The sequence below is a fragment of the Luteibacter sp. SG786 genome (assembly GCF_011759605.1).
GTDB lineage: Bacteria > Pseudomonadota > Gammaproteobacteria > Xanthomonadales > Rhodanobacteraceae > Luteibacter.
The window spans coordinates 207,090-229,134 of the sequence record NZ_JAAOYX010000003.1 but is presented as its reverse complement, the minus strand read 5'-3'; the positions used below and the strand labels follow the sequence as shown (position 1 = coordinate 229,134).

14 protein-coding genes are annotated in these 22,045 nt (G+C 66.0%); 8 read left to right on the top strand and 6 right to left on the bottom strand.

The window, feature by feature from the left end:
- A complete protein-coding gene (locus FHS47_RS16875) occupies positions 1-1,659 on the bottom strand; it encodes a Na+/H+ antiporter (protein WP_167030839.1) in 1,659 nt (552 codons plus the stop codon).
- 440 nt (positions 1,660-2,099) lie between these two features.
- On the opposite strand from FHS47_RS16875, the gene FHS47_RS16870 reads away from it, so the two are divergent.
- Entirely contained in the window at positions 2,100-5,150 is a 3,051-nt protein-coding gene (locus tag FHS47_RS16870; protein ID WP_167030836.1) for a TonB-dependent receptor, read from the top strand.
- Positions 5,151-5,624: 474 nt separating this feature from the next.
- Positions 5,625-8,726 (top strand): TonB-dependent receptor, encoded by a 3,102-nt coding sequence (locus tag FHS47_RS16865; protein ID WP_167030833.1) that lies wholly within the window; start codon positions 5,625-5,627, stop codon positions 8,724-8,726.
- Between the two features lie 104 nt (positions 8,727-8,830).
- On the opposite strand, the gene FHS47_RS16860 is transcribed toward FHS47_RS16865, so the two are convergent.
- Positions 8,831-9,616: an AMP nucleosidase gene (locus tag FHS47_RS16860; RefSeq protein ID WP_167030830.1), complete on the bottom strand. Its 786-nt coding sequence runs from the start codon at positions 9,614-9,616 to the stop codon at positions 8,831-8,833.
- Between the two features lie 148 nt (positions 9,617-9,764).
- Here FHS47_RS16860 and FHS47_RS16855 point away from each other — a divergent pair, with 148 nt between their 5' ends.
- Together FHS47_RS16855 and FHS47_RS16850 are read left to right on the top strand one after the other, a co-directional pair.
- The gene (locus tag FHS47_RS16855) at positions 9,765-10,709 is read left to right on the top strand and encodes a DegV family protein (protein WP_208382101.1); all 945 of its coding nucleotides are present in this window, start codon (positions 9,765-9,767) and stop codon (positions 10,707-10,709) included.
- 11 nt (positions 10,710-10,720) lie between these two features.
- Entirely contained in the window at positions 10,721-11,356 is a 636-nt protein-coding gene (locus FHS47_RS16850; RefSeq protein WP_167032288.1) for a DUF4124 domain-containing protein, read from the top strand.
- Positions 11,357-11,372: 16 nt separating this feature from the next.
- On the opposite strand, the gene FHS47_RS16845 is transcribed toward FHS47_RS16850, so the two are convergent.
- Together FHS47_RS16845 and FHS47_RS16840 are read right to left on the bottom strand one after the other, a co-directional pair.
- Positions 11,373-12,605: an Hsp70 family protein gene (locus tag FHS47_RS16845; RefSeq protein WP_167030827.1), complete on the bottom strand. Its 1,233-nt coding sequence runs from the start codon at positions 12,603-12,605 to the stop codon at positions 11,373-11,375.
- A 33-nt stretch (positions 12,606-12,638) separates the two neighbouring features.
- Positions 12,639-13,421 (bottom strand): SDR family oxidoreductase, encoded by a 783-nt coding sequence (locus tag FHS47_RS16840; protein WP_167030800.1) that lies wholly within the window; start codon positions 13,419-13,421, stop codon positions 12,639-12,641.
- Positions 13,422-13,536: 115 nt separating this feature from the next.
- Here FHS47_RS16840 and FHS47_RS16835 point away from each other — a divergent pair, with 115 nt between their 5' ends.
- Positions 13,537-13,749 (top strand): hypothetical protein, encoded by a 213-nt coding sequence (locus FHS47_RS16835; protein WP_167030797.1) that lies wholly within the window; start codon positions 13,537-13,539, stop codon positions 13,747-13,749.
- A gap of 36 nt (positions 13,750-13,785) precedes the next feature.
- Here FHS47_RS16835 and sppA read toward each other — a convergent pair whose 3' ends face one another.
- Together sppA and FHS47_RS16825 are read right to left on the bottom strand one after the other, a co-directional pair.
- On the bottom strand, positions 13,786-15,705 hold the full coding sequence (sppA, locus tag FHS47_RS16830) for a signal peptide peptidase SppA (RefSeq protein WP_167030794.1): 1,920 nt from the start codon (positions 15,703-15,705) through the stop codon (positions 13,786-13,788).
- A gap of 81 nt (positions 15,706-15,786) precedes the next feature.
- Complete coding sequence (locus FHS47_RS16825) at positions 15,787-17,145, bottom strand: MATE family efflux transporter (RefSeq protein WP_167030791.1); 1,359 nt, start codon at positions 17,143-17,145, stop codon at positions 15,787-15,789.
- Between the two features lie 89 nt (positions 17,146-17,234).
- Here FHS47_RS16825 and FHS47_RS16820 point away from each other — a divergent pair, with 89 nt between their 5' ends.
- The 3 genes from FHS47_RS16820 (at position 17,235) to tal (ending at position 22,040) form a co-directional block, all read left to right on the top strand.
- Complete coding sequence (locus FHS47_RS16820; RefSeq protein ID WP_167030788.1) at positions 17,235-18,404, top strand: DUF3667 domain-containing protein; 1,170 nt, start codon at positions 17,235-17,237, stop codon at positions 18,402-18,404.
- A 371-nt stretch (positions 18,405-18,775) separates the two neighbouring features.
- A complete protein-coding gene (locus tag FHS47_RS16815; RefSeq protein ID WP_167030784.1) occupies positions 18,776-20,950 on the top strand; it encodes a primosomal protein N' in 2,175 nt (724 codons plus the stop codon).
- 136 nt (positions 20,951-21,086) lie between these two features.
- Entirely contained in the window at positions 21,087-22,040 is a 954-nt protein-coding gene (tal, locus tag FHS47_RS16810; protein WP_167030781.1) for a transaldolase, read from the top strand.
- The last annotated feature ends 5 nt before the right edge of the window (positions 22,041-22,045 follow it).

Sequence of the window (22,045 nt, the reverse complement as noted above, 5' to 3'; positions counted from 1 at the left end):
TCAAACCGAATGCAATCCGGTCAACGCCGCTTCGGCCAGGTCCACTTCGCGCATGAGCAGGCGCATCGTCTCGTCGTTGATCCGATGCGTGCGGCGTAGTTCCGCCAGTTCCTTTCGCTCTGCCTGCAACGCCACGAGTCGCATGGCTCGCTCTGCACCCACTTCGGCGCGTGCCCTCTCGGGCACGTCGCCTTCCTCGCCCGCGGCAGCCAGCCGCTGCTGATAATCGGCCATGACACGTGCCGCGATCCGCGAGGCGAGCGCGACGGAACGATCGTCGCCACCGTCCTCCACGCGCTTCTGCTCCGCGGCAATGCCGCGCAGCGCCGCCTCCGCAGCAAGCGCTCGCGCTTTCCTCTCTTCCCGGACACGGGGATCTTCCCCGTCGAGTTTCAGCCCCCTCACCAGCAACGGCAGACCGATGGCGCCGAGCAGCAGCGTGCAGAGGATCACGCCGGTCGCGAGGAAGATCATGAGATCCCGCGTCGGAAACAGCACGCCCCCGTGCTTCATGAGGGGCAACGACAGCACGCCGGCCATGGTGATGGCACCGCGAACACCCGCCAGCGCGGTCGTCCAGACGAGGCGCGTGCCGACTTTCGGTCGCTGCTCTCCACGGTGCCAGGCCCGCATCAGCATGAAGCGCAGTGACACCCACACCCAGATGAAGCGCAGCACCACGAGCACCAGCGTGATCGCCACCACATAAGCCACGAGGTGCCACGGTTCGCCGCCTCCCGCCTGACGCAGATCCAGCGCCGCGTCGTCGACGATGCCGGGCAGTTGCAGACCCAGCAGAAGGAAGATCAGTCCATTGAAGACGAATTCCAGCATCGACCAGACAGCGCCGTTCTGCACGCGCGTGGCCACATAGCCGCCCTTCGATACATCCGTGCGGTTCATCGTGACGCCCGCCGCAACGGCCGCGAGGATGCCCGATACGCCGAAATGTTCCGCGAGCAGATATGCGGCAAAAGGCAGCACGAGCACGAGCGCGACCTGGCTCGGCGGATCGACCTCGCTGGCCCAACGGACGAGACGACGGCGGACCACCCCGAACACCAGTCCGACGAATGCCCCTGCCAGCACGCCACCGAACGCCATCATGGCGAAATCCGCCGCGGCCGAAGTCAGGGAGAACCTGCCAGTCAACTCGGCGGCGATCGCGAACTGCAACGCAACGAGGCCGGACGCATCGTTCAGCAGTGCTTCGCCGGAAAGCACGTGCATGAGTCGCGGCGGGATCCGCGATCCGCCGGTCATCGAGGACACCGCCACGGCGTCGGTCGGTGAAAGCACCGCCGCCAACGCAAACGCCACCGCCAACGGCACCGTGGGAATCATCCAGTGCACGAAGTAGCCCACCCCGACGATGGTGAAGAACACCAGGCCGATGGCGAGCGCCAGGATGGGACGCCACAGGAGGAACAACTCGCGCTTGGGAATACGCCAGCCGTCGGCGAACAGCAGGGGCGGAATGAACAACAGGAAGAAGAGATCGGGATCGAACTCGACATGCATGCCGAACGGCCGGGCGAGCAGCGCACCAAGGGCGATCTGCAACAGCGGCAGCGGCAGCCTGACCGGCAGGATGCGCACCACCGAGCCGGACAGCGCGACGACGAGCAGGAGGATGAGCACAGTGATGACGAGGTCCATGCGGCGACGCTAGCGGCCGGCCCCGGAAGAGGCAACAGGAACCTTCGACCGACGTAATATGCTGCACATCATACGCAATTACCTGCTTAGGACTTATTCCTATTGTTCCCTTATGGAACGGAGGTTTACGTTTTGCAAACGCATCGGTTCCGGTGCGTTCGTCGACGACGATTTCGCTCCATGGACGATGTCCCTGCACGAGCTTTTCAGGGGAGAACCCCATGCCGTTCCCGTATCGGTCCGTACCCCCATTCCGAGAAGAGGACAGGCTCGCCCGCCTGCCATGACGTCGCGCCGTCGCGCGCATCCGGCGTGACGGCGGCGAGATAACCCATTCCCCGCAAACCCACCGCCGTTCTTCGGCGGCCTGTCCGCGTGCCGCGCGGGCACGGGTGCTGCCGCTCCGATTTCGTTCCGCATAATCACAGGAGGGTACTTCCATGCAGTTCGCAAACCATGCTCCGGCAACCGCACGCCGACGACTTGTGGCCGCGCTGGCGTTCGCCATCGCCACGGGAGCCGCCGGTGGAGCGCTCGCGCAGAGCAACGCCACCGGCTCCATCTTCGGCTCGGCCACACCCGGCGACGTCGTCCATATCGAGAACACCGCCACCGGCCTCCGCCGCGACATCACCGTGGACGCGGGCGGACGCTATCGTGCCAACTCGCTCCCGATCGGCAGCTACGACGTCTCGCTGATGCACAACGGCGCCGTGGTCGATTCGCACAAGGGCGTGCAGACGTCCATCAGCCAGGGCACGGACGTGTCGTTCGCGTCCACCTCGGCGGATGCCACCACCCTGGGCAGCGTGCAGGTCACGGCGAACAGCCTGCCCAGCATCGACGTGAGCTCGGTCGACTCGCGCACGGTGCTCACGGCCGACCAGCTGTCGAAACTGCCCATCGCACGCACGTCGATCAGTTCCGTGGCGTTGCTCGCGCCGGGCACCACGCCCGCCGCGCGCGGCTACGGCAATGCGTTGTCGTTCGGCGGCTCGTCGGCGTCGGAGAACGCGTATTACATCAACGGCTTCCAGGCGACCAACCCGCTCACGGGTGTGAGTTCACGCCAGCTGCCCTACGACGCGATCGACCAGGAGCAGGTGCTCATCGGCGGCTACGGCGCGGAATACGGCCGTTCCACTGGCGGCGTGATCAACGTGGTTTCCAAGCGCGGCTCGAACGAATGGAAGGGCGACGTGCAGGTGCTGTTCTCGCCCAGCGGCCTGGCGCAGCAGCCGAAGGACATCCGCCTCACCGACGGCACGCTCTACCAGCGCGGCAACCCGTACGCCCTGCGCGACCAGGAAAACCTCCAGTATTCCGGCTCGCTCGGCGGCGCCCTGATCAAGGACAAGCTCTTCATCTTCGCGGCCGCCGACTGGATCAAGCAGACCGGAAACTACACCGGACCCAGCACGGTCAGCGACGACGAGCGTGACTCGAACAAGACCACGCGCTGGCTGGGCAAGATCGACTGGAACATCACCGACAACAACATCCTCGAGTTCACTGGGATCGGCGATACCGAAACCACCGATGCCTCCATCTTCGGCTACGACTATGCGACGGGCCGCGGCGATTACCTCGGCCACACCTACACCAAGAACTACAACGGCACGCAGACCAACGCCACGCCGGGCGGCAACATGTACATCGGCCACTACACCGGTTACATCACCGACGATCTCACGATCAACGCGATGTACGGCAAGTCGAGCTCCAACCATCAGCAGACCATCAACTCCGCGTCCGGCGGGACCTGCCCCGGCATCACCGACAACCGCGTCGAATTCGCCGCCAATCCGCAGACCGGCTGCACGGTGGGCGCCACCTCGTTCCTGCTGCCAGGCTCGAAGGACCGCACGAACGGCTGGAGCGCGAACATCGAATACCGCATCGGCGACCACGACCTGCGTGCCGGCGTGGACAACTATGTGCTCCGCGCCACGTGGGGTTCCGTGCCCGTGGGCGGCACGGGCTACATCTACGCCGACGTCGGCAACGGCAAGTCGATACGCAATCGCCTGAGCAACCTCGGCCTCGACCCGGACCTGTACAACCCGGCCGACTTCCCCAATGGCTACTACGTCGAATCCACCGCCCTGACCACCGGCACGTCGGCACGCACGAACCAGCGGTCGCAGTTCGTGGAAGACAACTGGCAGATCTCCGACCGGTGGCACGCGTATATCGGCCTGCGCAACGAGCAGTTCACCAACTACAACGGTTCCGGCGACGCGTATGCGAGTTCGCGCCACCAGCTCGACCCGCGCCTGGGTGCGTCGTGGGACGTCTACGGCGACAGCTCGTTGAAGATCTACGCCAATGCGGGCCGCTACCACCTCGGCCTGCCAACCTCGGTCGCCGTGCGCGGCGCCGGCCCATCCACCTATCCTTCGCAGTTCTACAGCTTCACGGGCATCGACCCGGTCAGCGGCGTGCCCACCGGGCTCGGCACCGGCCCGTGGTCCGCCACCTACTACAACAACGGTGCCAACGGTGTGCCGCCGGATGCGAAGACCGTGTCGGCCCAGCAGCTGCACTCCTACTACCAGGATGAGTACATCTTCGGCTTCGACAAGCAGCTCGGCGACAACTGGACCGTCGGCGCGAAGGCGATGTACCGCCGCCTGCGCAGCCTGATCGACGACACCTGCGATTCGGCGCCGCTGCAGGCATGGGGCGACCGCAACGGTCTCAGCGACGAAGTGGCGGCCGGCATCGCGCGAAGCACGGGCTGCTGGCTGTACAACCCCGGCCGTGCCAACACGTTCACGGTGTCGCCGGCAGACGGCCAGTATCTGAGCATCCCGCTTTCCGCCAAGGATATCGGCGAGCCGAAGCCGAAACGCTCGTACTACATGCTCGACCTCTACGCCGAGCACCAGTTCAGCGACAAGTGGTACGGCAAGATCGACTACACGTACTCGCGCAGCTACGGCAACTCCGAGGGCCAGCTCGATTCCAACATCGTGCAGGCTGACGTTTCCACGACGGAAAGCTGGGACTTCCCGGCCATCATGGAGAACACGAACGGCGACTTGCCGAACGACCAGAAGCACCAGCTGCGCATCTACGGCACGTACGCGCCAACCGATGAATGGCAGTTCTCGACGGTAACGCGCATCGCCTCGGGTTACCCGGTGAGCTGTCTCGGCGTTCGTCCGGAATCCGCCGGTGGCGACCCGTACAACTACCAGAACAACTACTTCTGGTGTAACGGCCAGCCCTCGCCGCGCGGCTCCCGTGGCCGCACGCCGTGGACGTACACGCTCGACCTCAGCGCCGCCTGGAAGCCCGCCTTCGCGGACCACAAGCTCACGCTGTCGGCCGACGTGTTCAACGCCCTCGGCAAGCAGCGCGTGACGCAGTACTACGAAACCGGCGAGACGGCCGCCGGACTGCCGAACCCCAACTACCTGCGCGCCCGCTCGTTCCAGGATCCGCGCTACGTCCGCCTCGGCGCACGGTACGACTTCACGCTCTGATCCATAACAAGAAAGTGGCAACACTCCCCAGATTGGCCGCTCCCGGAGGGAGCGGCCTTTTTTTATGGTGGGTTTTCGCGTCGTGGGTGGGCCTCGGCGGCCTTGCCCGCCCATGTCGCCACCAGGAAAAAGCGACGCCGTCCAGATCTGTTCGCGAGTTCGCGAAGCGAAGTGTCGAAATATCCCGAACTCAATGAAGATTTTTTCATCGAGGGGTTAACGGTATACGGACCTTCCTGCGACCTCCGATGCCCAAGGCAGCCGTGGCGCCGAAGCCGCCTTGCGATGCAGGCGCACGACCCATGCGTTCGCCGCGCACGCAATATCCAGAGGAAATTGTGTTCAGGGAACTCGCATTGAGCGGCCCTGGTCGGCGGGCGTAGCGTGCATCCGCTTGTTGCAGTTTCGTTAACCGCTTCGCTCGTCGAGGGACGGCGACGGTTTGAATCAGTGGGCCATTGGCCGGGAGAACACATGGGATCGCGTCATTCGGTGGAGCGTACGCAGCGACGCTCGCTTTCTTTTGCCATCGCGTTGGGACTGGGGCTCATCGCGACCGGCGCCTTCGCACAGAGCACGGTCGGCGGCATCTACGGCACGGCGGACGCCGGGGCGCAGGTCACCGCCACCAATACCGGGAGTGGCCTCAGTCGTTCGGCCACGGCGGGCAACGATGGTCGTTTCACCATTTCGTCGCTTCCACCCGGCAGCTACCACGTCACCTCGACGAAGGGAGGCCAGAGCGCCGCACGCGACGTGCAGGTCGTGGCCGGCCAGGGCTTCAACCTCAATCTCGCCGCGCCGACCGGCACCGAAGACCTTTCCACGGTGTCGGTCACCGCGAATGCCCTGCCACCCATCGACATCACCTCCAGCCAGACCAACACGGTGATGACCTCGGACCAGATCAAGAAGCTGCCGCTGGCCCGCAACCAGACGGCGGTCGCCCTGCTGGCACCGGGCGCCACGCGCGGCGACAGCGCCTTCGGCAACCTTGCGTCCTTCAGCGGCGCGTCGGTGGCCGAGAACAGCTACTACGTCAACGGCTTCAACGTCACCAATTTCTTCCAAAGCCTCACCTACGCGCAGGTGCCGTTTGAAGCGATCGACCAGGAGGAAATCCAGGATGGCGGTTACGGGGCCGAGTACGGTAATTCCACCGGCGGCGTCATCTCGGTAAACACCAAGCGCGGCACGAATGAATGGAAGGGCGGCGTCGACTACACCTGGAACCCGTACCAGTTCCAGGCCAACCAGCCGAACGTGTACCTGCGTAATGGCGCGCTGTTGCAGAACAACCGCCACAACAGCAACTACGTCATGGGCAACAACCAGACGGGCAGCCCCACCGATTTCGGCCAGCGCTGGAACGCGTGGCTCGGCGGTCCGCTGATCAAGGACAAGCTGTTCCTGTTCGCCCTGGTGGGCGGGACGCGCACGGCCGACGAGCACTATGGCGATACGACCGGTGGCGGCAACTTCAACAAGACGACGATCAGCGACCCGCGCTACCTGGTGAAGCTGGACTGGAACATCAACGAGAGCAACATCCTCGAATACACGGGTTTCAGTGATTCCAGCACGCAGCAACAAAGCGTCTACGGTTACAGCTACGACGACAATGGCCAGCCCCACCGCGGCGACTACCTCGGCCAGGTGTACGACAAGACCGGCGGGATGAACAACATCCTCAAGTACACCAGCTACGTCACCGACGACTTCACGATATCCGCGCAGTACGGCACCAGCGTGAACAAGCGCATCGAGCGCGCCACGACCGCCGATGGTGTTGTGGAGCAGTACGACGGCAACATCTTCGACGCCGTGAATTCGCCCGGTTGCCCGATCATCAACGACCACCGCACGCCCGTGAACGACGGCGCCTCGGGCTATCCGCACTGCTCGTTCACCACCGGCACGCTCAACACCCCCGATGGGGAGGATAAGCGTAACGCCGGCCGCATCGACTTCGAGTACCACCTGGGCGATCACGAGCTGAAGGCGGGCTGGGCGCGCGACCACTTCACCACCGATACCGGCACCGCCTACGAAGGCGGCTCGACGTATACCTACCAGTCGATTCCGGAAAGCATCCTGGGCCATGCCCCGGGACTCGATCCTGCCGACAGCGTCGTGGAGCAGGCCGTATTCGCCACCGGCGCGAAAGTGGGTATCACGCAGAAGTCGTATTACCTCCAGGACAACTGGCACGTCAGCGACAACTTCGTCGCTCGCATCGGCGTGCGTAACGACGGCTTCAACAACACCAACAGCCTCGGCCAGACGTATGTCAGCCAGACGCATAGCTGGCAACCGCGCCTGGGTTTCTCCTGGGACGTGCATGGCGATTCGTCACTGAAGGTGTACGGCAGTGCGGGCGACTATTCGCTGCCGCTCGACGGCAACGTCGCGTTGCGCGGCGCCGCCGCGTCGCTCTACCAGATCCGCTACTTCAGCTACACCGGCGTGGATCCGGTCACCGGCGCGCCGCTTGGGCTCGGCCCGGTACCCGCGGCATACGGGGCGCAGTTCCCATCGCGCACCGGCACCGTGTACGCCAACGGCGAAGCCGGTGTGGTGCCCAATCCGGACGCCGTGGCCACCAGGGACCTAAAGCCGTTCAAGCAGCGCGAGTTCATCCTCGGAGCCCAGCAACAGGTAGCGGACTGGACGCTTGGCGCGAAGGCGATCTACCGCAAGGTGCTCACGGGCATCGACGATGCCTGCGACTTCCGCCCGATCGCAAAAGCCGCCAATGCGGAGTACGGCCTCAACCTGGATACCAACAGCCTCACCCCGGCCGCGTCCAACGTGCCGGGCTGCTACATCTTCAACCCCGGCAGTTCGGTCACCTTGAGGACGCCGGTGGATGCCACGGGCACGCTGTACGACATCCACCTGCCCGGTACGGCCGTAGGCGAGCCGAGCTACAAGCGCTCGTACATGGCCCTCCAGCTCACCGCTGAGCGCAACTTCGACAATGTGTGGTACCTGAAGACGTCGTACGTGTTCTCGCACACTCGCGGCAATGCCGAGGGTGGCGTGGATTCAAGCAACGGCCAGGCGGACACCGGCACCACCGAGCTGTTCGACTATCCGGAAATCATGGCCGGTGCGAACGGTTACCTGCCGAACGACCGTAAGCACACCTTCAAGATCTATGGTGCGTGGCAGATCACGCCCGAATGGCTGATCGGCGCCAACGGCGTGTTGCAGACGGGCCGCCCGGAAAATTGCTATGGCCTCAACCCGATCGACGGCCAGGTCGATGGCGGATACGGTGGCGGCGCCTATCTCTATTGCAGCGGCATGATCGTCAAGCGCGGTTCCGTCGGCCGCACGCCCACGTACTGGAATATCGACCTCAACACGTCGTACAAACCGGAATGGGCCAAGGGCGTGACGATCTCGGCGAGCGTGTTCAACATCTTCAACAAGCAGCACACCACCACGATCAACGAAGTAGGCGAGGACAACAGCGGCAATTCGCTGGCGGGAAGCACCTACAAGATTCCCACCAGCTTCCAGCAGCCTCGCTATGTGCAGCTTTCGGCCGAGTACGACTTCTCTCTCTGAAGCAACACCACAATAAGACATGGCGCGTGCCCCTGGGCGCGCGACCGGTGCGAACATCCCCAGATCGCCGCCCGCTCCCACGGGCGGCTTTTTTTTGTTCTGCACTACTCCCCGTCGTCCTCGAAGCGCAGGTGCTTCACGCTGCGACCGTGACGACGTACCAGCTTCAACGCTTCCACGCCGACCTTGATGTGCCGCTCGACAAAGTTGGCCGTGACGGCGGCGTCGCTCGTCTCGGTTTTCACACCTTCGGGAATCATCGGCTGGTCGGAGACGAGCAGCAGTGCGCCGCAGGAGATGTGATTGGCGAAGCCGGCGGCGAAGATCGTCGCGGTTTCCATGTCGATGGCCATGCTGCGGGTGCGGCGCAGGTATTCCTTGAAGGCGTCGTCGTGTTCCCACACGCGGCGGTTGGTCGTGTAGACAGTGCCCGTCCAGTAGTCGTGGCCGAGGTCACGGATCATGGTGGAGACGGCGCGCTGCAGCTGGAATGCGGGCAGCGCCGGCACCTCGGGAAGCAGGTAGTCGTTGGACGTGCCCTCCCCGCGGATGGCGGCGATCGGAAGCACGAGGTCGCCGATGGCGTTCTTCTTCTTGAGGCCACCGCACTTGCCGAGGAACAGCACGGCCTGGGGTTCGATCACGCTCAGGAGGTCCATGATCGTGGCGGCGTTGGGGCTGCCCATGCCGAAGTTGATCAGGGTGATGCCGTCGGCCGTGGCGTTGGGCATGGGCCGGTCGCGGCCGCGCACTTCCACGCCGTGTTCGTGTGCGAAGCGGTCCACGTAGTGGCCGAAGTTGGTCAGCAGTATGTGCTGGCCGAAGGCCTCCAGGGGCGTGCCCGTGTAGCGGGGCAGCCAGTTGGAGACGATCTCGTTCTTGGTTTTCATGTCGAATCCGGATGCGCGTGCGCCGTCGGTGGACTTCAAGCCGACGACACGGTTACCGGCGACGCCACGCCGGCGGAGTGCCAAATTCATTCGTGCAAGTGTAGCATCGGCCTGAAGGAACCCAGGGGGGTTCGAGCGGGAGTGGCCGATGCGGATCGGCGTGGCGATCGATGCGGCCTGCGACGTGCCGCAGGACTTTCTGGAACGGAACGACATCGCGGTGATGCCCATCGCGGTAAAGGTCGATTCCGAACGGTTCAAGGACGACCGCGATCCGGCCGAGATCCAGCGCTTCCGCGACCGGAAGCTGGGCAGCCGGAGCCATTCGGCCGAAACCGAGGCCAGTTCGGTGGAGGACGTGCAGTCCCTCTTCCTCGACCGCCTGGTGAAGGAATACGACTGCGTCGTGTGCCTCACCATCATGGCCACGCGCAGCCCCATTCACGACAACGTGATCAAGGCCAGCTTCGCCATCCTCAAGAATTACCGCCCCGTGCGCGAGGCCGCCGGGCGCTCGGGCCCCTTCCTGATGCGCGTGGTGGACACGCGGAACATTTTCGCCGGAGCGGGCCCCGCCATTGCGGAAACCGTGCGCATGATCCAGGCGGGCAAATCGCCGGCCGAAGTACGCGAACGGGCGGCGCAGGTGGCCGACTGCTCGTACGGTTACATGCTCCCGCGCGACCTCAACTACCTGCGGTCGCGCGCCCGCAGCAAGGGCGACCGCAGCGTCAGCTTCCTGAGTTCGATGCTCGGCACCGCGCTGGACATCAAGCCCATCCTCCGCGCCCATCGCGGCGAAACGGGGCCGGTCGGCAAGATCCGCGGCTTCGAACAGGGCGCACTGGCCTTGTTCGAATACGCGGCGAAGCGCGTGCAGGCGGGCCTGATGGTTCCCTCGCTTTCGCTGAGCTACGGCGGCGACCTCGACGAGATGCGCGACCTTCCAGGGTACAGCCGGCTCGTTCGCACCTGTGACGACGCGGGCGTGCAGATACTGGAAAGCCCCATGGGCATCACCGGCATGGTGAACGTGGGCGAAGGCGCCATGACGCTGGGGCTGGCCTCCGAAGACCACGTGGCGGAGTTCTGAACGTGCGCGCCATGCGCGGCGCGGCGGTTGCGATCGCGCTGGCTGCGACCGGCGGCGCAGCAGGTGAAACCGTCTACAAGTGCGAGGCCGGCGGTCGCACGATCTACCAGCAGACGCCCTGCGCGCAGGGCCAGCGGCAGCAAGCCATCCAGTTGGCGGACCCGGCTCCCCCGGCGGAGCCATCCGCTCCGCCTCGTCCGCCGCCGGCCGCCGAAGAAGGCCCGGCCGCAGCACCGGTCGCGCCCCGCTCTTTCACGCCGCCACCGACCTTGTTCGGCTGCATCCGTGCCACCGACGGCAAGCCCTATACCAGTCCCGACGGAGAACCGCAGCCGTACATGGCACCCCTGGGTGTGTTGGGTGCGGTCAGCCAGTCGCTCGCCGACACGTACGGAAGCCGCGGCGCGGCCATTGCGTCAGCGCCCGAGTTGAACCGCGGCAAGGGCAATGCCGCGGCGGTGGCCACAAGCAACTACGTATGGGTGCAGGACCAGTGCCGGCAGCTGTCGCCGGCCGAGGCCTGCGGCGCGCTGCGCGACGAGGCGGAGGCGAACCAGCGCGCGATCCGCCAGGCCTTCAAGAGCGAACGCGGTCCGCTGGAAGCGAAGGACGCGCAGTTGCGACAGCAGCTGCAAGGCTGCGACTGAACGCTGGAACCGCGCCTCAGGCCGAGGTGACGTCCAGTTCCGTCGCGGCAACGGCAAGGCCCGACACCACGCCCAGCGAGGGATCGCCTTCCACCATCGGGATATCCGGGAAGCTGCGGCGGACCGCTTCTTTCACGATGGGCGAGCGCGAGGTGCCTCCGGTGAGAAAGATGCTGGCGGGCACGGATGGCCATTCCTCGCGCACGTCGGCGAGCAGGCGCTGCATGCGTTCGATGAAGGGCTCGGCCGCCTCGTTCATGTCATCGCGCACGATGCTCACGCCCAGTCCGGGGTCGAGAAAACCGAGGTCCGCTTCGGTCCGGTCCCGGCTGCTCAGCGCGATCTTGCTGCGTTCCGCCGTCTGGTTGAGTCGGGTGGTGGCGCCGGGCTGTTGCAGCGCCTGCAGACGGGAGCGCCACGGCTCGTCCACGAAGCGATAGTCCTGGCGGCGGAACTCGCGCTGTTTGGGCAGGTTGTGCACGCTCGCCGCCTCCACGAAGTGGTGCACCGGCACGCGGGTTACGTTGTTGCCCAATGCCGGCATGAAGGCGCGCATGCTCAGGTTCACGTCGAGGTCGGTACCGCCCTTTGCCAGGCCCCACGTGCGCGCGATCTTCGGCAACTCGTCGCCGCCCAGCTCGGCGAAGGCCACGTCGGTGGTACCGCCGCCGATATCGACGATGAGCGCGGTCTGCCGGTGCGAAAGGCGCTTGTGGTAGTGCATCGCCGCCGCGGCAGGTTCCTCCAGGAAGGAAACGCTGTGGAAGCCCGCGACGGCGGCCGCTTCGCGAATGATCTCCACCGCCTGCTCGGAACCCTTCTCGCCCATCGAACTGCGGAAATGGACGGGGCGACCGATCACCGCCGTGCGCACGTTTTCGCCAAGCTGGCGACTGGCGGCAAGGCGGATGTGCTCGAGTACGTAGGTGGCGATATGCACGATCACGCGGCGAACCTGCGGATCCATGCGGAACCCGAGCATCGACTTCGGCGATTCGATCAGATTGCCGTCGCCGTATTCGAGATAGGCAGCGACGGCCTCGTCGCCGAACAGGGCGTCCTCGAAACTTTCCACGGTTGCCGCCGCCGTGTCCGCCGCGCGACGTTTCGTCGGGTCGGGCACCACTTCGGGGAAGAACACGGCGGTACGGAACTGCTTCGCGTCGCCGAAGGCGACGTGGGTCAGCTCACCGTCGACGAAGGTCGCCGCGGCCGTGTAGCTCGTGCCGAAATCGATACCGATGTGCATGGGAGTTCCTCGGGGGAACTCCCGATTCTAGCGTCAGAAGCCGTAGCGCAGGAATCCGCCGTCCACGGCGACGATCTCGCCCGTCACGTAGCTCGCGGCGGGCAGGCACAGGAAGGCCACGGCCCCGGCGACTTCCTCGGGCTCGCCTATGCGCCCCATCGGCGTCCGGTCGAGCACTTCCTCCAGGTATTCCGCATCGGCCAGCGCGGGTTCGCTGCGCTGCGTACGGATGTACCAGGGCGCCACCGCATTCACGCGAATGCCGTCCTCGGCCCATTCGCAGGCGAGGTTACGGGTCATCTGGTGCAAGGCGGCCTTGGTCATCCCATAGGGCGAACCGGTGCGCACGTGCACGATGCCCGACACCGAGCCCACGTTCACGATGGCCGCGTTCGCGTGCTGCACGAGGTGCGGGTACGCCGACCGGCTCATCTCGTACGCGGAGAACACGTTGAGTTCGAACAGGTCGCGGTACTCGTCTTCCGAATAGTCGAGCGTGGCCTTGGGCGCGTTGCCGCCCACGTTGTTCACCAGAATGGAAAGGTTCGCGCCGAGGTCGGCCACCCAGTCGAACACGGCCAGGCGGTCTTCGTGATCGGAGAGATCGGCAGCCATGCCCAGCACTTCGACGTCCGGGCATTCGTCGGCGAGTTCGTCGCGTACCTCCTGCAGGGCCAGCTCGTCGCGCGCGACGAGAAGGACATCGGCACCGAGGGCCGCCAGCTCGCGCGCGCAGGCATAACCGATGCCCTTGCTTGCCCCGGTGACGAGGGCGGTACGGCCGTCGAGGCGCCAACTGGCAAGTCGTGGGTGCATGTGTCATCTCCGTGCGTTACGCCGATCGTAAGGGATCGAACGCCGGATGTGTCCGCGCCGATTGCACGGGATCGCCATCCGGACCAGACTCGGCGCCGATACCGGAGGACACGACATGGCCCGCTACCTTCCGCTGCTTGTTCTGATCGGCGTTTGCGCCGCCTGCTCGAAACCGCCGCAGCCGCACGAGCCGCCAACGCCCCAGGCCAGGGCCGAGACGCCCTGGGATTCGCTGGAGGCGCAGAAGAAGAAGGCGCAAGACGTGCAGAAGACCGTCGACGCCCAGGCTAAGGCTCAGGCGAAGGATATCGACGCCCAGACGCAATGACCCGAACGAGCCGCCGTGGCGGCTCTCGGGCACCCGTCAGCGGGGAGAGCAGAAGCAGTAGGCGTACACGTGCGGCTTGCCTGCCTCGGCATTGCGGAACAGCGACCACTCCGGCGCCAGCTTCGGCAGTTCAGCCACCCACGACGGCAGGCGCAGGCCCCACGACATCGCCACCCGCGCTTCGGAACTGTCGCCGATGCTGGTGAGGAAGCGCTCGAACGCGCCCATGGGTTTCTCCGCGTACCGTACGTTGAAGCTCTTGCCCAGCCCAGCCTGTTCCGCTGCGTCGCGGATCGCGTCGTCGAGGCTGCCGAGGCGGTCTACGAGGCCGCGATCCAGGGCCTGCTGGCCCGTCCATACGCGGCCCTGCGCAATCGCGTCGATGGTTGCGAAGTCCTTGCCGCGCGCCTTCGCCACGTTGCCGACGAAGTCGCGGTAGCCCTTGTCGATGATGCTCTGGATCAGCACCCCCACGTTCGGATCGAGCGGCCGGGTCATGTCGAACGCACCCGCCAGCGGGCTCGTCGAAACGCCGTCGCTCTTCACGCCGATCTTGGCGAGGGTGTCGGGCACGGTGAAGAACATGCCGAAGATGCCGATCGAACCGGTGATGGTGTTGGGCTCGGCGTAGATCCGGTTGGCGTTCATCGAGATCCAGTAGCCGCCGCTCGCGGCCACGTCGCCCATCGACACCACCACGGGGATGCCCGCCTCGCGGGTGAGTTCCACCTCGCGGCGGATCTGCTCGGCGGCGTAGACCTCGCCGCCCGGCGAGTTCACGCGGAGTACCAGAGCCTTGGTGCGCCGATCCAGGCGCACGGCGTGGATAAGGGCGGCCGTGGATTCGCCGCCGATGCGGCCCTGCGCCTGCTTGCCTCCGGCGATCTCGCCCTCGGCCACCACGACGGCGACACCCGGCCCCGTCTGCAGCATGTCGACGGTGGAGAGGCCTTGCGTGGCGACGTACGACGCCAGGTCGACCTGACGGAAGCCTTGGTCTTTCTTCCCGGCGGGCACGCCCTCCTCACGAAGCATCTTCACGAACTGCTGCTCGGTGGCGATGCCATCGGCGAGCTTTTCGTCGACCGCGAGCTGGGCGAGGCTGCCCTTCGCATCGCGCACGCGCTCGGCCAGACCGTCGATGTCGGCGCGCAACACGGCGGGGTCGAGGTGGCGCATGCGTGCCACTTCGTCGATCCAGGTGTTCCACAGGCCGCCCAGCCAGTACGTGTCGGCCTCCTTCGATTCGGGCGAGGCATGGTCGAGGATGAACGGCTCCGCCGCGCTCTTGAACTGGCCTACGCGGAACAGGTGCACCTGCACGCCGAGCCGGTCGAGCATGTCCTTGTAGAACAGGCGGTAGTTGGCGAGGCCCACGGCCATGACGCCGCCCTGGGGATCGATGTAGATCTTGTCGGCGTGCGCGGCCAGGTAGTACTGGCCCTGCTCCAGGCTGGCGGCCCAGACCAGCACGGGCTTGCCGGCCTTGCGGAAGCGGTCGAGCGCCGCACCGACTTCGCGCAGCGCCGCGAAACCGCCGGCCTGCAGCTTGTCGGGGCGCAACACGATGCGGCTGATGCGGTCGTCCGTGGCCGCGCTGTCGATGGCGCGGACGAGGTCGCGCACCTGCACCTGCTGCACGCCGTCGCCCGTCATGCGGCCGATGGCGCGCGACAGCGGATCGGCGCTGTATTGCTCCACCAGCGCGCCCTCCGGCGCCAGCACCAGCACGGTGCGGTCGTCCACCTGGCCGGCCCGGCCACCGAGGAACAAGAGCAGCAGGAACACGGCAAGAAGACCGAAGAAGATCGCGTTGATGATCACCAGCCGGGTGATGTTCAAACCGCGACCGAGGCTCAGCATGAAGCGGCCAAAGCCGCCACGCCGGCGCGGCGGGGGAACGGGTAGCGGGCGGTGTGGCAGGGGCGGCGGCACGGCGTCGTAGCGATCCGACATCTAGGCGGTTCCTTCGGGACTGTGCGCAGCGTAACCCGTTGGACCGTTGGTATCACGTGTGGAATGGCATGGAGGGCGCGGTCAGGGATCGTTCCGCCAATCGCCTTTCGCGCTGCTGCGCCAGAACCTTGCGAAAAGAAGGATCGCGGCCATGCTGAGCCCGGCGATCAGGCCCATCCACATGCCTCGCGCGCCCATGTCCCGGTGGAACGCCAGCCACCAGCCGACCGGCATGCCCACAACCCAGTAGGCGAACAGGGTGATGCCCATCGGCACGCGGGTGTCCTTGAGCCCACGCAGCGCACCGTTCGACGCCACCTGGATGCCGTCGGAGAACTGGAAGAAGCCGGCCAGCACGAGCAGTTGCGATGCCATCGCGATGACACCGACATCGCTCGTGTAGAGGCGCGCGATCGATTCCGGGAAGGCCAGCATGACGCCGGATGACACGAGCTGTGTGACGAGCACCAGCGCGATACCGGAAAGGCCCGCATAGCGCACGCCCGCGGCGTCGCGCCGTCCCGCCGCGTTGCCCACGCGCACGGTGATCGCCATCGACAGGCCCAGCGGGATCATGAAGGCGACGGACGCCACGTTCAGCGCCACGTGGTGGCCCGCCGTGACCGTTTCCCCGAGGCGGCCGATCAGCAGCGCCACGGCGACGAAGAGTCCCGCCTCCATGAGCAGGGTGACCGCCATCGGCAGTCCGATGTGCAGCAACGGGCCGATCTGGCGGAGATCGGGCTTCGCCAGGCGCCCGCGCAGGTTCAGGTCGCGGTAGTTCCGGTGCTTCAGCACGTAAGTGGCGAAACCGAGCATTTCCGCCCAGAGCACCACCGCCGTGGCGATGCCGCTGCCGCGCGCGCCCATGACGGGGAAACCGAGCTTTCCGTACATCAACACGTAGCCCAGCGGCGCCAGCAGAACGAGGCCGCCGAAGCTGAAGTACATGGACGGCCGCGGCATCGACAGGCCTTCGGACAGGCCGCGCAATGCGAAATACGTGGTGAGCGCGGGGGCCGCGAAGCAGATGGCGTGCAGGAATGCCTCCACGTCGGGGCGCATCGATTCCACCACGCCGAAAAGCACCATCAGGGGCGAGGCATGCCACACCCCGATGCCTAGCAGCACACCCAGCACCCACGCGATGTACAGGGCCTGGTGGAATACCGGCCCCACTTCGCCGCGGCGTCCCGCGCCGTCCAGCTGCGCCACCGTCGGGGGTACGGCCATCATCGTGCCGATGCCGGTGACGATGGCGAGCACCCAGATGCTGGCGCCGGTCACGACCGACGCCTGCGTGTGCGCGGCCTGATGTCCGGCGAGCACCGCATCGACCACGTTGGTACCGATGGCGGAAAGTTGCGCGACGATCATCGGCAGGGCCAGCCGCATGGTGGCGCCGATCTCCCGACGCGCGCGGGCGCGGTCGATGGTCATGGAACTGCAGTCGATGGATGGCCGCCCATTGTAGCGGTTGCCGTGCCATCATCCGCAGCCGAAAGGGGAAAATCTCGGGGGAAGAAGCGATGAATCAACTGACGCCGTCGCCAGGCCTGCTTTGCGCCAACTGTGGCGAAGCGCTGCAGGGCGAGTTCTGCCATGCCTGCGGCCAGTCGATCCGGAGCGTGATCAAGCCGGTGTCGCACATGCTGGAGGACGCCGGCGACCTCTTCTTCCACATGGACGAACGCATCGTCCATACCCTGCCGCCGCTGTACACCAAGCCCGGCTTCCTCACCCTGGAATACTTCTCCGGCCGCCGGGTGCGCTACATCGCTCCTTTCAGGCTGATGTTCGTCTTCTGTCTGCTCGCCTTCTTCTTCATGCACCTGGCGATCAGCGACACGCACCTGGACGAAGGTCTCTACGGTGCCAAGCCGGCGAAGGACGACGTGGCTGCGCTGCACGCGGCGGACACCGCCGACGAGGTGCGCAAGATCTACCAGGGACAGATGGAGGAACTGGACGCTGCCAAGGCAGAGCCCAACGTGCCCGACGCTGCCAAGGCCGCCATCGGCTTGAGCCAGCAGGTGGTGCGCGACGCCGCGAACCGCCGTCTGGCCGAACTGAAGGCCGAGCCCATCGCCCCGGGCACCAACGCGGAAACGGGCCTCGCGCCACGCAAGGCGGACGAGGACAGCTGGTTCTCCCGGCCGACCACCGTCGACATCGCCTGGCTACCGGACGTGATGACCCGGCGCCTGGCCCTGGGCATCGCGCATTTCAAGGCCAACATCGCCCAGGTGATGGATGGCGGTCCCGGCAAGAGCGAGGCGATCCGCCGCATCATCGAGGGATTCTTCTCGGTGCTGCCGCAGACGCTGCTGGTGATGATCCCGGTGTTCGCGCTCATCCTGAAGCTGTTCTATGTCTTCAAGCGCCGCCTGTACATGGAGCACGTGATCGTCGCCCTGCACAGTCACGCCTTCCTTTTCATCTCCCTGCTCGGGCTGATGCTGCTGGGCTTCGCGAAACATGCGATCGAGCCCCACGTGGCACTGGCGGGCAAGGCGATCGGACTGGTGCAGGCGGCCATGTGGGTGTGGATGCCGGTATACCTGCTGATCATGCAGAAAAGGGTGTATCGCCAAGGCTGGCCCATGACCCTCCTGAAATACTGGCTGATAGGCAGCGTCTATTTCTGGCTGCTGCTTTTCGCCCTGTCGGTCGCAGCCCTGATTGGCGCAGCGCACTAGGATTTATTCCTAAGCGGCGGGCGGTTGTGCACAGGCGGCGGGGCCCCTTCGCGTTTGTCAAGACAAAATGCAGAGCCGGTGACGATTTTCCTCGACCCATCTGCAAGTTATTGAAATCATGGCACATTTCAGCTTGGTTAAAATGTACCCAAGCTAACCGGAACGGCCCAACCATGCGCCTTGGATGCCCCCCATCCGAGGCTCATCCACAGAGTTATCCACAGCACTTGTGGATAACATGGAAAGCGGTCACGGCGCGGGCACTTACAGCTTCTTCCTCCCGCCGTACACGTCACTTGCAGGCAAACCCATGTGCCAGTGGTCAATGATTGACCAGCGGAATCGGCATCTCCCTATAAACTAGGATCCGCATGAACGCCGTCGTCCGCGTCGCCCTTCCGGTGCCCTTGCCGACCCTTTTCGACTACCTGCCTCCCCTGGACGGCGAGGCGCGGACGGGCGCGCGAGTGCGGGTGCCGTTCGGGCGCGGGGAAATGGTGGGCGTGGTGATCGACCCGGCGGCCGAGGCCGCCGTCGGCGCGACGAGGCTCAAGCGGGTCGCCGAGGTCCTCGACCCCTTCCCCCTCCTCGACGACGAGTTGATGGCGACCCTTGCCTGGGCGGCCGACTACTGGGCGGGCGCACCGGGGGAGGCCTTCGCCAACGCGTTGCCGCTGGCCCTGCGCGAGCCCCGGCCGTTGCCCGCGACGGGGATCGAAGCCTGGGCGCTCACTGTCCAGGGGCGCTCGGCACTCGACGCAGGAAGCCGCAAGGGCGGTTCCGCTGCGCTCCTCGACGCGCTCCGCCATGGGCCACGGGCCGCCGACGACCTGACGGCGGCCCTGCCCGGTTGGCGCGCGGCCGCCCGCCGGCTGCTCGAAGGCGGCCTGGTCGAGCGGATCGAGCTCGGGGAAGCCGCCCTGCCCCCGTCTTCCGCACCCGGCCCCGCCCTGAGCGACGAGCAGTCCGCCGCCGTCGCCGCGATCGGCCAGGGGTTCGGCGCGTTCCGTCCTTACCTCCTGGACGGCGTCACGGGCAGCGGCAAGACCGAGGTCTATCTCGCCCTGATCGAGCGGGCCCTGGCGGAAGGACGGCAAACGCTGCTGCTGGTACCGGAGATCGGCCTCGCGCCGCAAACGGTCCGCCGGCTTCGCGAGCGCCTGGGCGTGGCCGTCGAGGTGCTGCATTCCAACCTTGCCGAAGGCGAGCGCGCACGGGCCTGGCTCAGGGCACGCGACGGCAGCGCTCGCGTCGTCCTGGGAACACGCTCCGCGGTGTTCACCCCGCTGCCTCACGCAGGCCTCATCGTCGTGGACGAGGAACATGACCCGTCCTACAAGCAACAGGAAGGATTCCGCTACCACGCGCGCGACCTGGCTGTGTTCAGGGCGCGCACGCTGGGCGTGCCGGTGGTGCTGGGTTCGGCGACGCCGTCGCTGGAAACGTTGGCCAACGTGCAGGCCGGCCGCTACACACGTTTGGTGCTGCGAGCGCGCCCCGGTGCCTCGCAGCCCACCCGGGTCCAGATCGTCGACATGCGCGCGCAAAGGCTCGACCACGGTTTGTCGCCCACCCTCGTGCACGCCGTCGCCGCTTGCGTCGAACGCGGCGAACAGGCGCTCGTCTTCCGCAATCGCCGTGGATACGCCCCCGTGCTCCTGTGCCACGACTGCGGCTGGCACGCGGACTGCCCACGCTGCGAACGGCCCATGACCCTGCATGCGGGCCGGCGGAGGCTGGTCTGCCACCACTGCGACAACACGATGCCGGTGCCATCGGCCTGCCCCGCCTGCGGCTCGGCGAACCTCAGTCCCCAGGGCCAGGGCACGGAGCGCCTGGAAGAGGCGCTTGCCGAGCGCTTCCCGGAGGTTCCCGTCGTCCGCATCGACCGCGAGACGACGCGGCGGCGCGATGCCTTCGGCGACATCCTCGACGGCCTGCGCGAGGACAAGCCGGCGATCCTGGTCGGTACCCAGATGCTGGCCAAGGGTCATGATCTGCCGAACCTCACGCTGGTCGCCATCGTCGGGGTGGACGAGGGGCTGCACAGCGTGGATTTCCGCGCGGGCGAGCGACTGGCCCAACTGGTGGTCCAGGTGGCCGGCAGGGCCGGGCGAGCCAGCAAGCCCGGAAGCGTGCTCCTGCAGACACACCACCCCGACCACGCGATGCTGCACGCCCTCCTTCGCGGCGGTTATCCCGCCGTGGCCGAGGGCCTGCTCGAGGAACGCCATCTCCTGGATCTGCCACCGTATGCCCACCAGGTGCTGCTGCGCGCGGACGCGCTGGGACGTGCCGAGGTGGACGAGTTCCTCGCCCAGGCCCATGCCGCCATCGGCGATCCGGGCGACCTGCGCGTGGCAGGCCCCATGCCGGCGCCCATGCCCCTTCGGGCAGGCCGCCATCGCGGGCAGTTGCTGGTGGAAGCCGGCGCGCGCGCGCGCCTGCATGCCTTCCTGCGCGCATGGCGACAGGCGCTCGCGGGGCTGCCGGCCGCGCGCAAGGTCCGCTGGTCGCTCGACGTGGACCCGATCGACCTGTATTGACCCCGATGTCGCGGTTGAATCGCGCACATCTTGCTCACACCTGTTGGATATCTCTGAACCGAAACGTATGGATGCCTACATTTGCTCCGCGTTCGGCGCGACAATAGACCTCTTACCAGGTAACGGAACCCCCAACGTGACCAGCCAACTCGAGCAGCTCCGCAAGTTCACCACCGTCGTCGCCGACACGGGCGACATCGCCGCCATGCAGAAGTACAAGCCGGAGGACGCAACCACCAACCCGTCGCTGCTCCTGAAGGCCGCCGGCATTCCCGAGTACGCCGGCTACATCACTGAGGCCGTGGACTGGGCAAAGTCGCAGAGCAACAGCCGCGACAGCCAGCTTACCGACGCGAGCGACCGTCTTTCCGTGTTGATCGGCCGCGAGATCCTCAAGATCGTTCCCGGCCGCGTGTCCACCGAGGTCGACGCCCGGCTTTCGTTCGACACCCATGCCTCGATCGAGAAGGCGCGCCGCCTCGTCGGTTTCTATGAAGATATCGGCATCAAGCGCGAGCGCATTCTCATCAAGCTGGCTTCCACGTGGGAAGGCATCCGCGCGGCGGAGCAACTGCAGAAGGAAGGCATCAACTGCAACCTCACGCTGCTCTTCAGCTTCGAACAGGCCGTCGCCTGTGCCGAGGCCGGCGTGTTCCTGATCTCGCCGTTCGTCGGCCGCATCTTCGACTGGTACGTCGAGCACACCGACAAGAAGACGTACGCTCCCGAGGAAGATCCGGGCGTGCAGTCCGTGCGTCGTATCTACGACTGGTACAAGCTGCACGGCTTCGAAACCGTGGTGATGGGCGCCAGCTTCCGCAATATCGGCCAGATCCAGGCGCTGGCCGGTTGCGACCGGCTCACGATTTCGCCCGAACTACTGAAGCAGCTCGACGAAACGGACGCACCGCTGCCGATCGCGCTGAAGGACAGCGGCCGCCGCGAACCGGCGCAGGCGAAGATCGACGAAGCCAAGTTCCGCTGGGGCCACAACGAGAACGCCATGGCCACGGACAAGCTTGCCGACGGCATCCGCAAGTTTGCCGCCGACCAGCGCAAGCTTGAGGCATTGATCGGCGCCAAGCTCTGAACATT

Bases quoted from the DNA above. Each gene is read 5' to 3' on its own strand.
- FHS47_RS16825 (WP_167030791.1), bottom strand. From the start codon at position 17,145: ATGACCATCGACCGCGCCCGCGCGCGTCGGGAGATCGGCGCCACCATG.
- FHS47_RS16855 (WP_208382101.1), top strand. From the start codon at position 9,765: ATGCGGATCGGCGTGGCGATCGATGCGGCCTGCGACGTGCCGCAGGAC.
- FHS47_RS16815 (WP_167030784.1), top strand. From the start codon at position 18,776: ATGAACGCCGTCGTCCGCGTCGCCCTTCCGGTGCCCTTGCCGACCCTT.
- FHS47_RS16840 (WP_167030800.1), bottom strand. From the start codon at position 13,421: ATGCACCCACGACTTGCCAGTTGGCGCCTCGACGGCCGTACCGCCCTC.
- FHS47_RS16860 (WP_167030830.1), bottom strand. From the start codon at position 9,616: ATGAAAACCAAGAACGAGATCGTCTCCAACTGGCTGCCCCGCTACACG.
- FHS47_RS16845 (WP_167030827.1), bottom strand. From the start codon at position 12,605: ATGCACATCGGTATCGATTTCGGCACGAGCTACACGGCCGCGGCGACC.
- sppA (WP_167030794.1), bottom strand. From the start codon at position 15,705: ATGTCGGATCGCTACGACGCCGTGCCGCCGCCCCTGCCACACCGCCCG.
- FHS47_RS16850 (WP_167032288.1), top strand. From the start codon at position 10,721: ATGCGCGGCGCGGCGGTTGCGATCGCGCTGGCTGCGACCGGCGGCGCA.
- FHS47_RS16865 (WP_167030833.1), top strand. From the start codon at position 5,625: ATGGGATCGCGTCATTCGGTGGAGCGTACGCAGCGACGCTCGCTTTCT.
- FHS47_RS16820 (WP_167030788.1), top strand. From the start codon at position 17,235: ATGAATCAACTGACGCCGTCGCCAGGCCTGCTTTGCGCCAACTGTGGC.
- FHS47_RS16875 (WP_167030839.1), bottom strand. From the start codon at position 1,659: ATGGACCTCGTCATCACTGTGCTCATCCTCCTGCTCGTCGTCGCGCTG.
- FHS47_RS16870 (WP_167030836.1), top strand. From the start codon at position 2,100: ATGCAGTTCGCAAACCATGCTCCGGCAACCGCACGCCGACGACTTGTG.
- FHS47_RS16835 (WP_167030797.1), top strand. From the start codon at position 13,537: ATGGCCCGCTACCTTCCGCTGCTTGTTCTGATCGGCGTTTGCGCCGCC.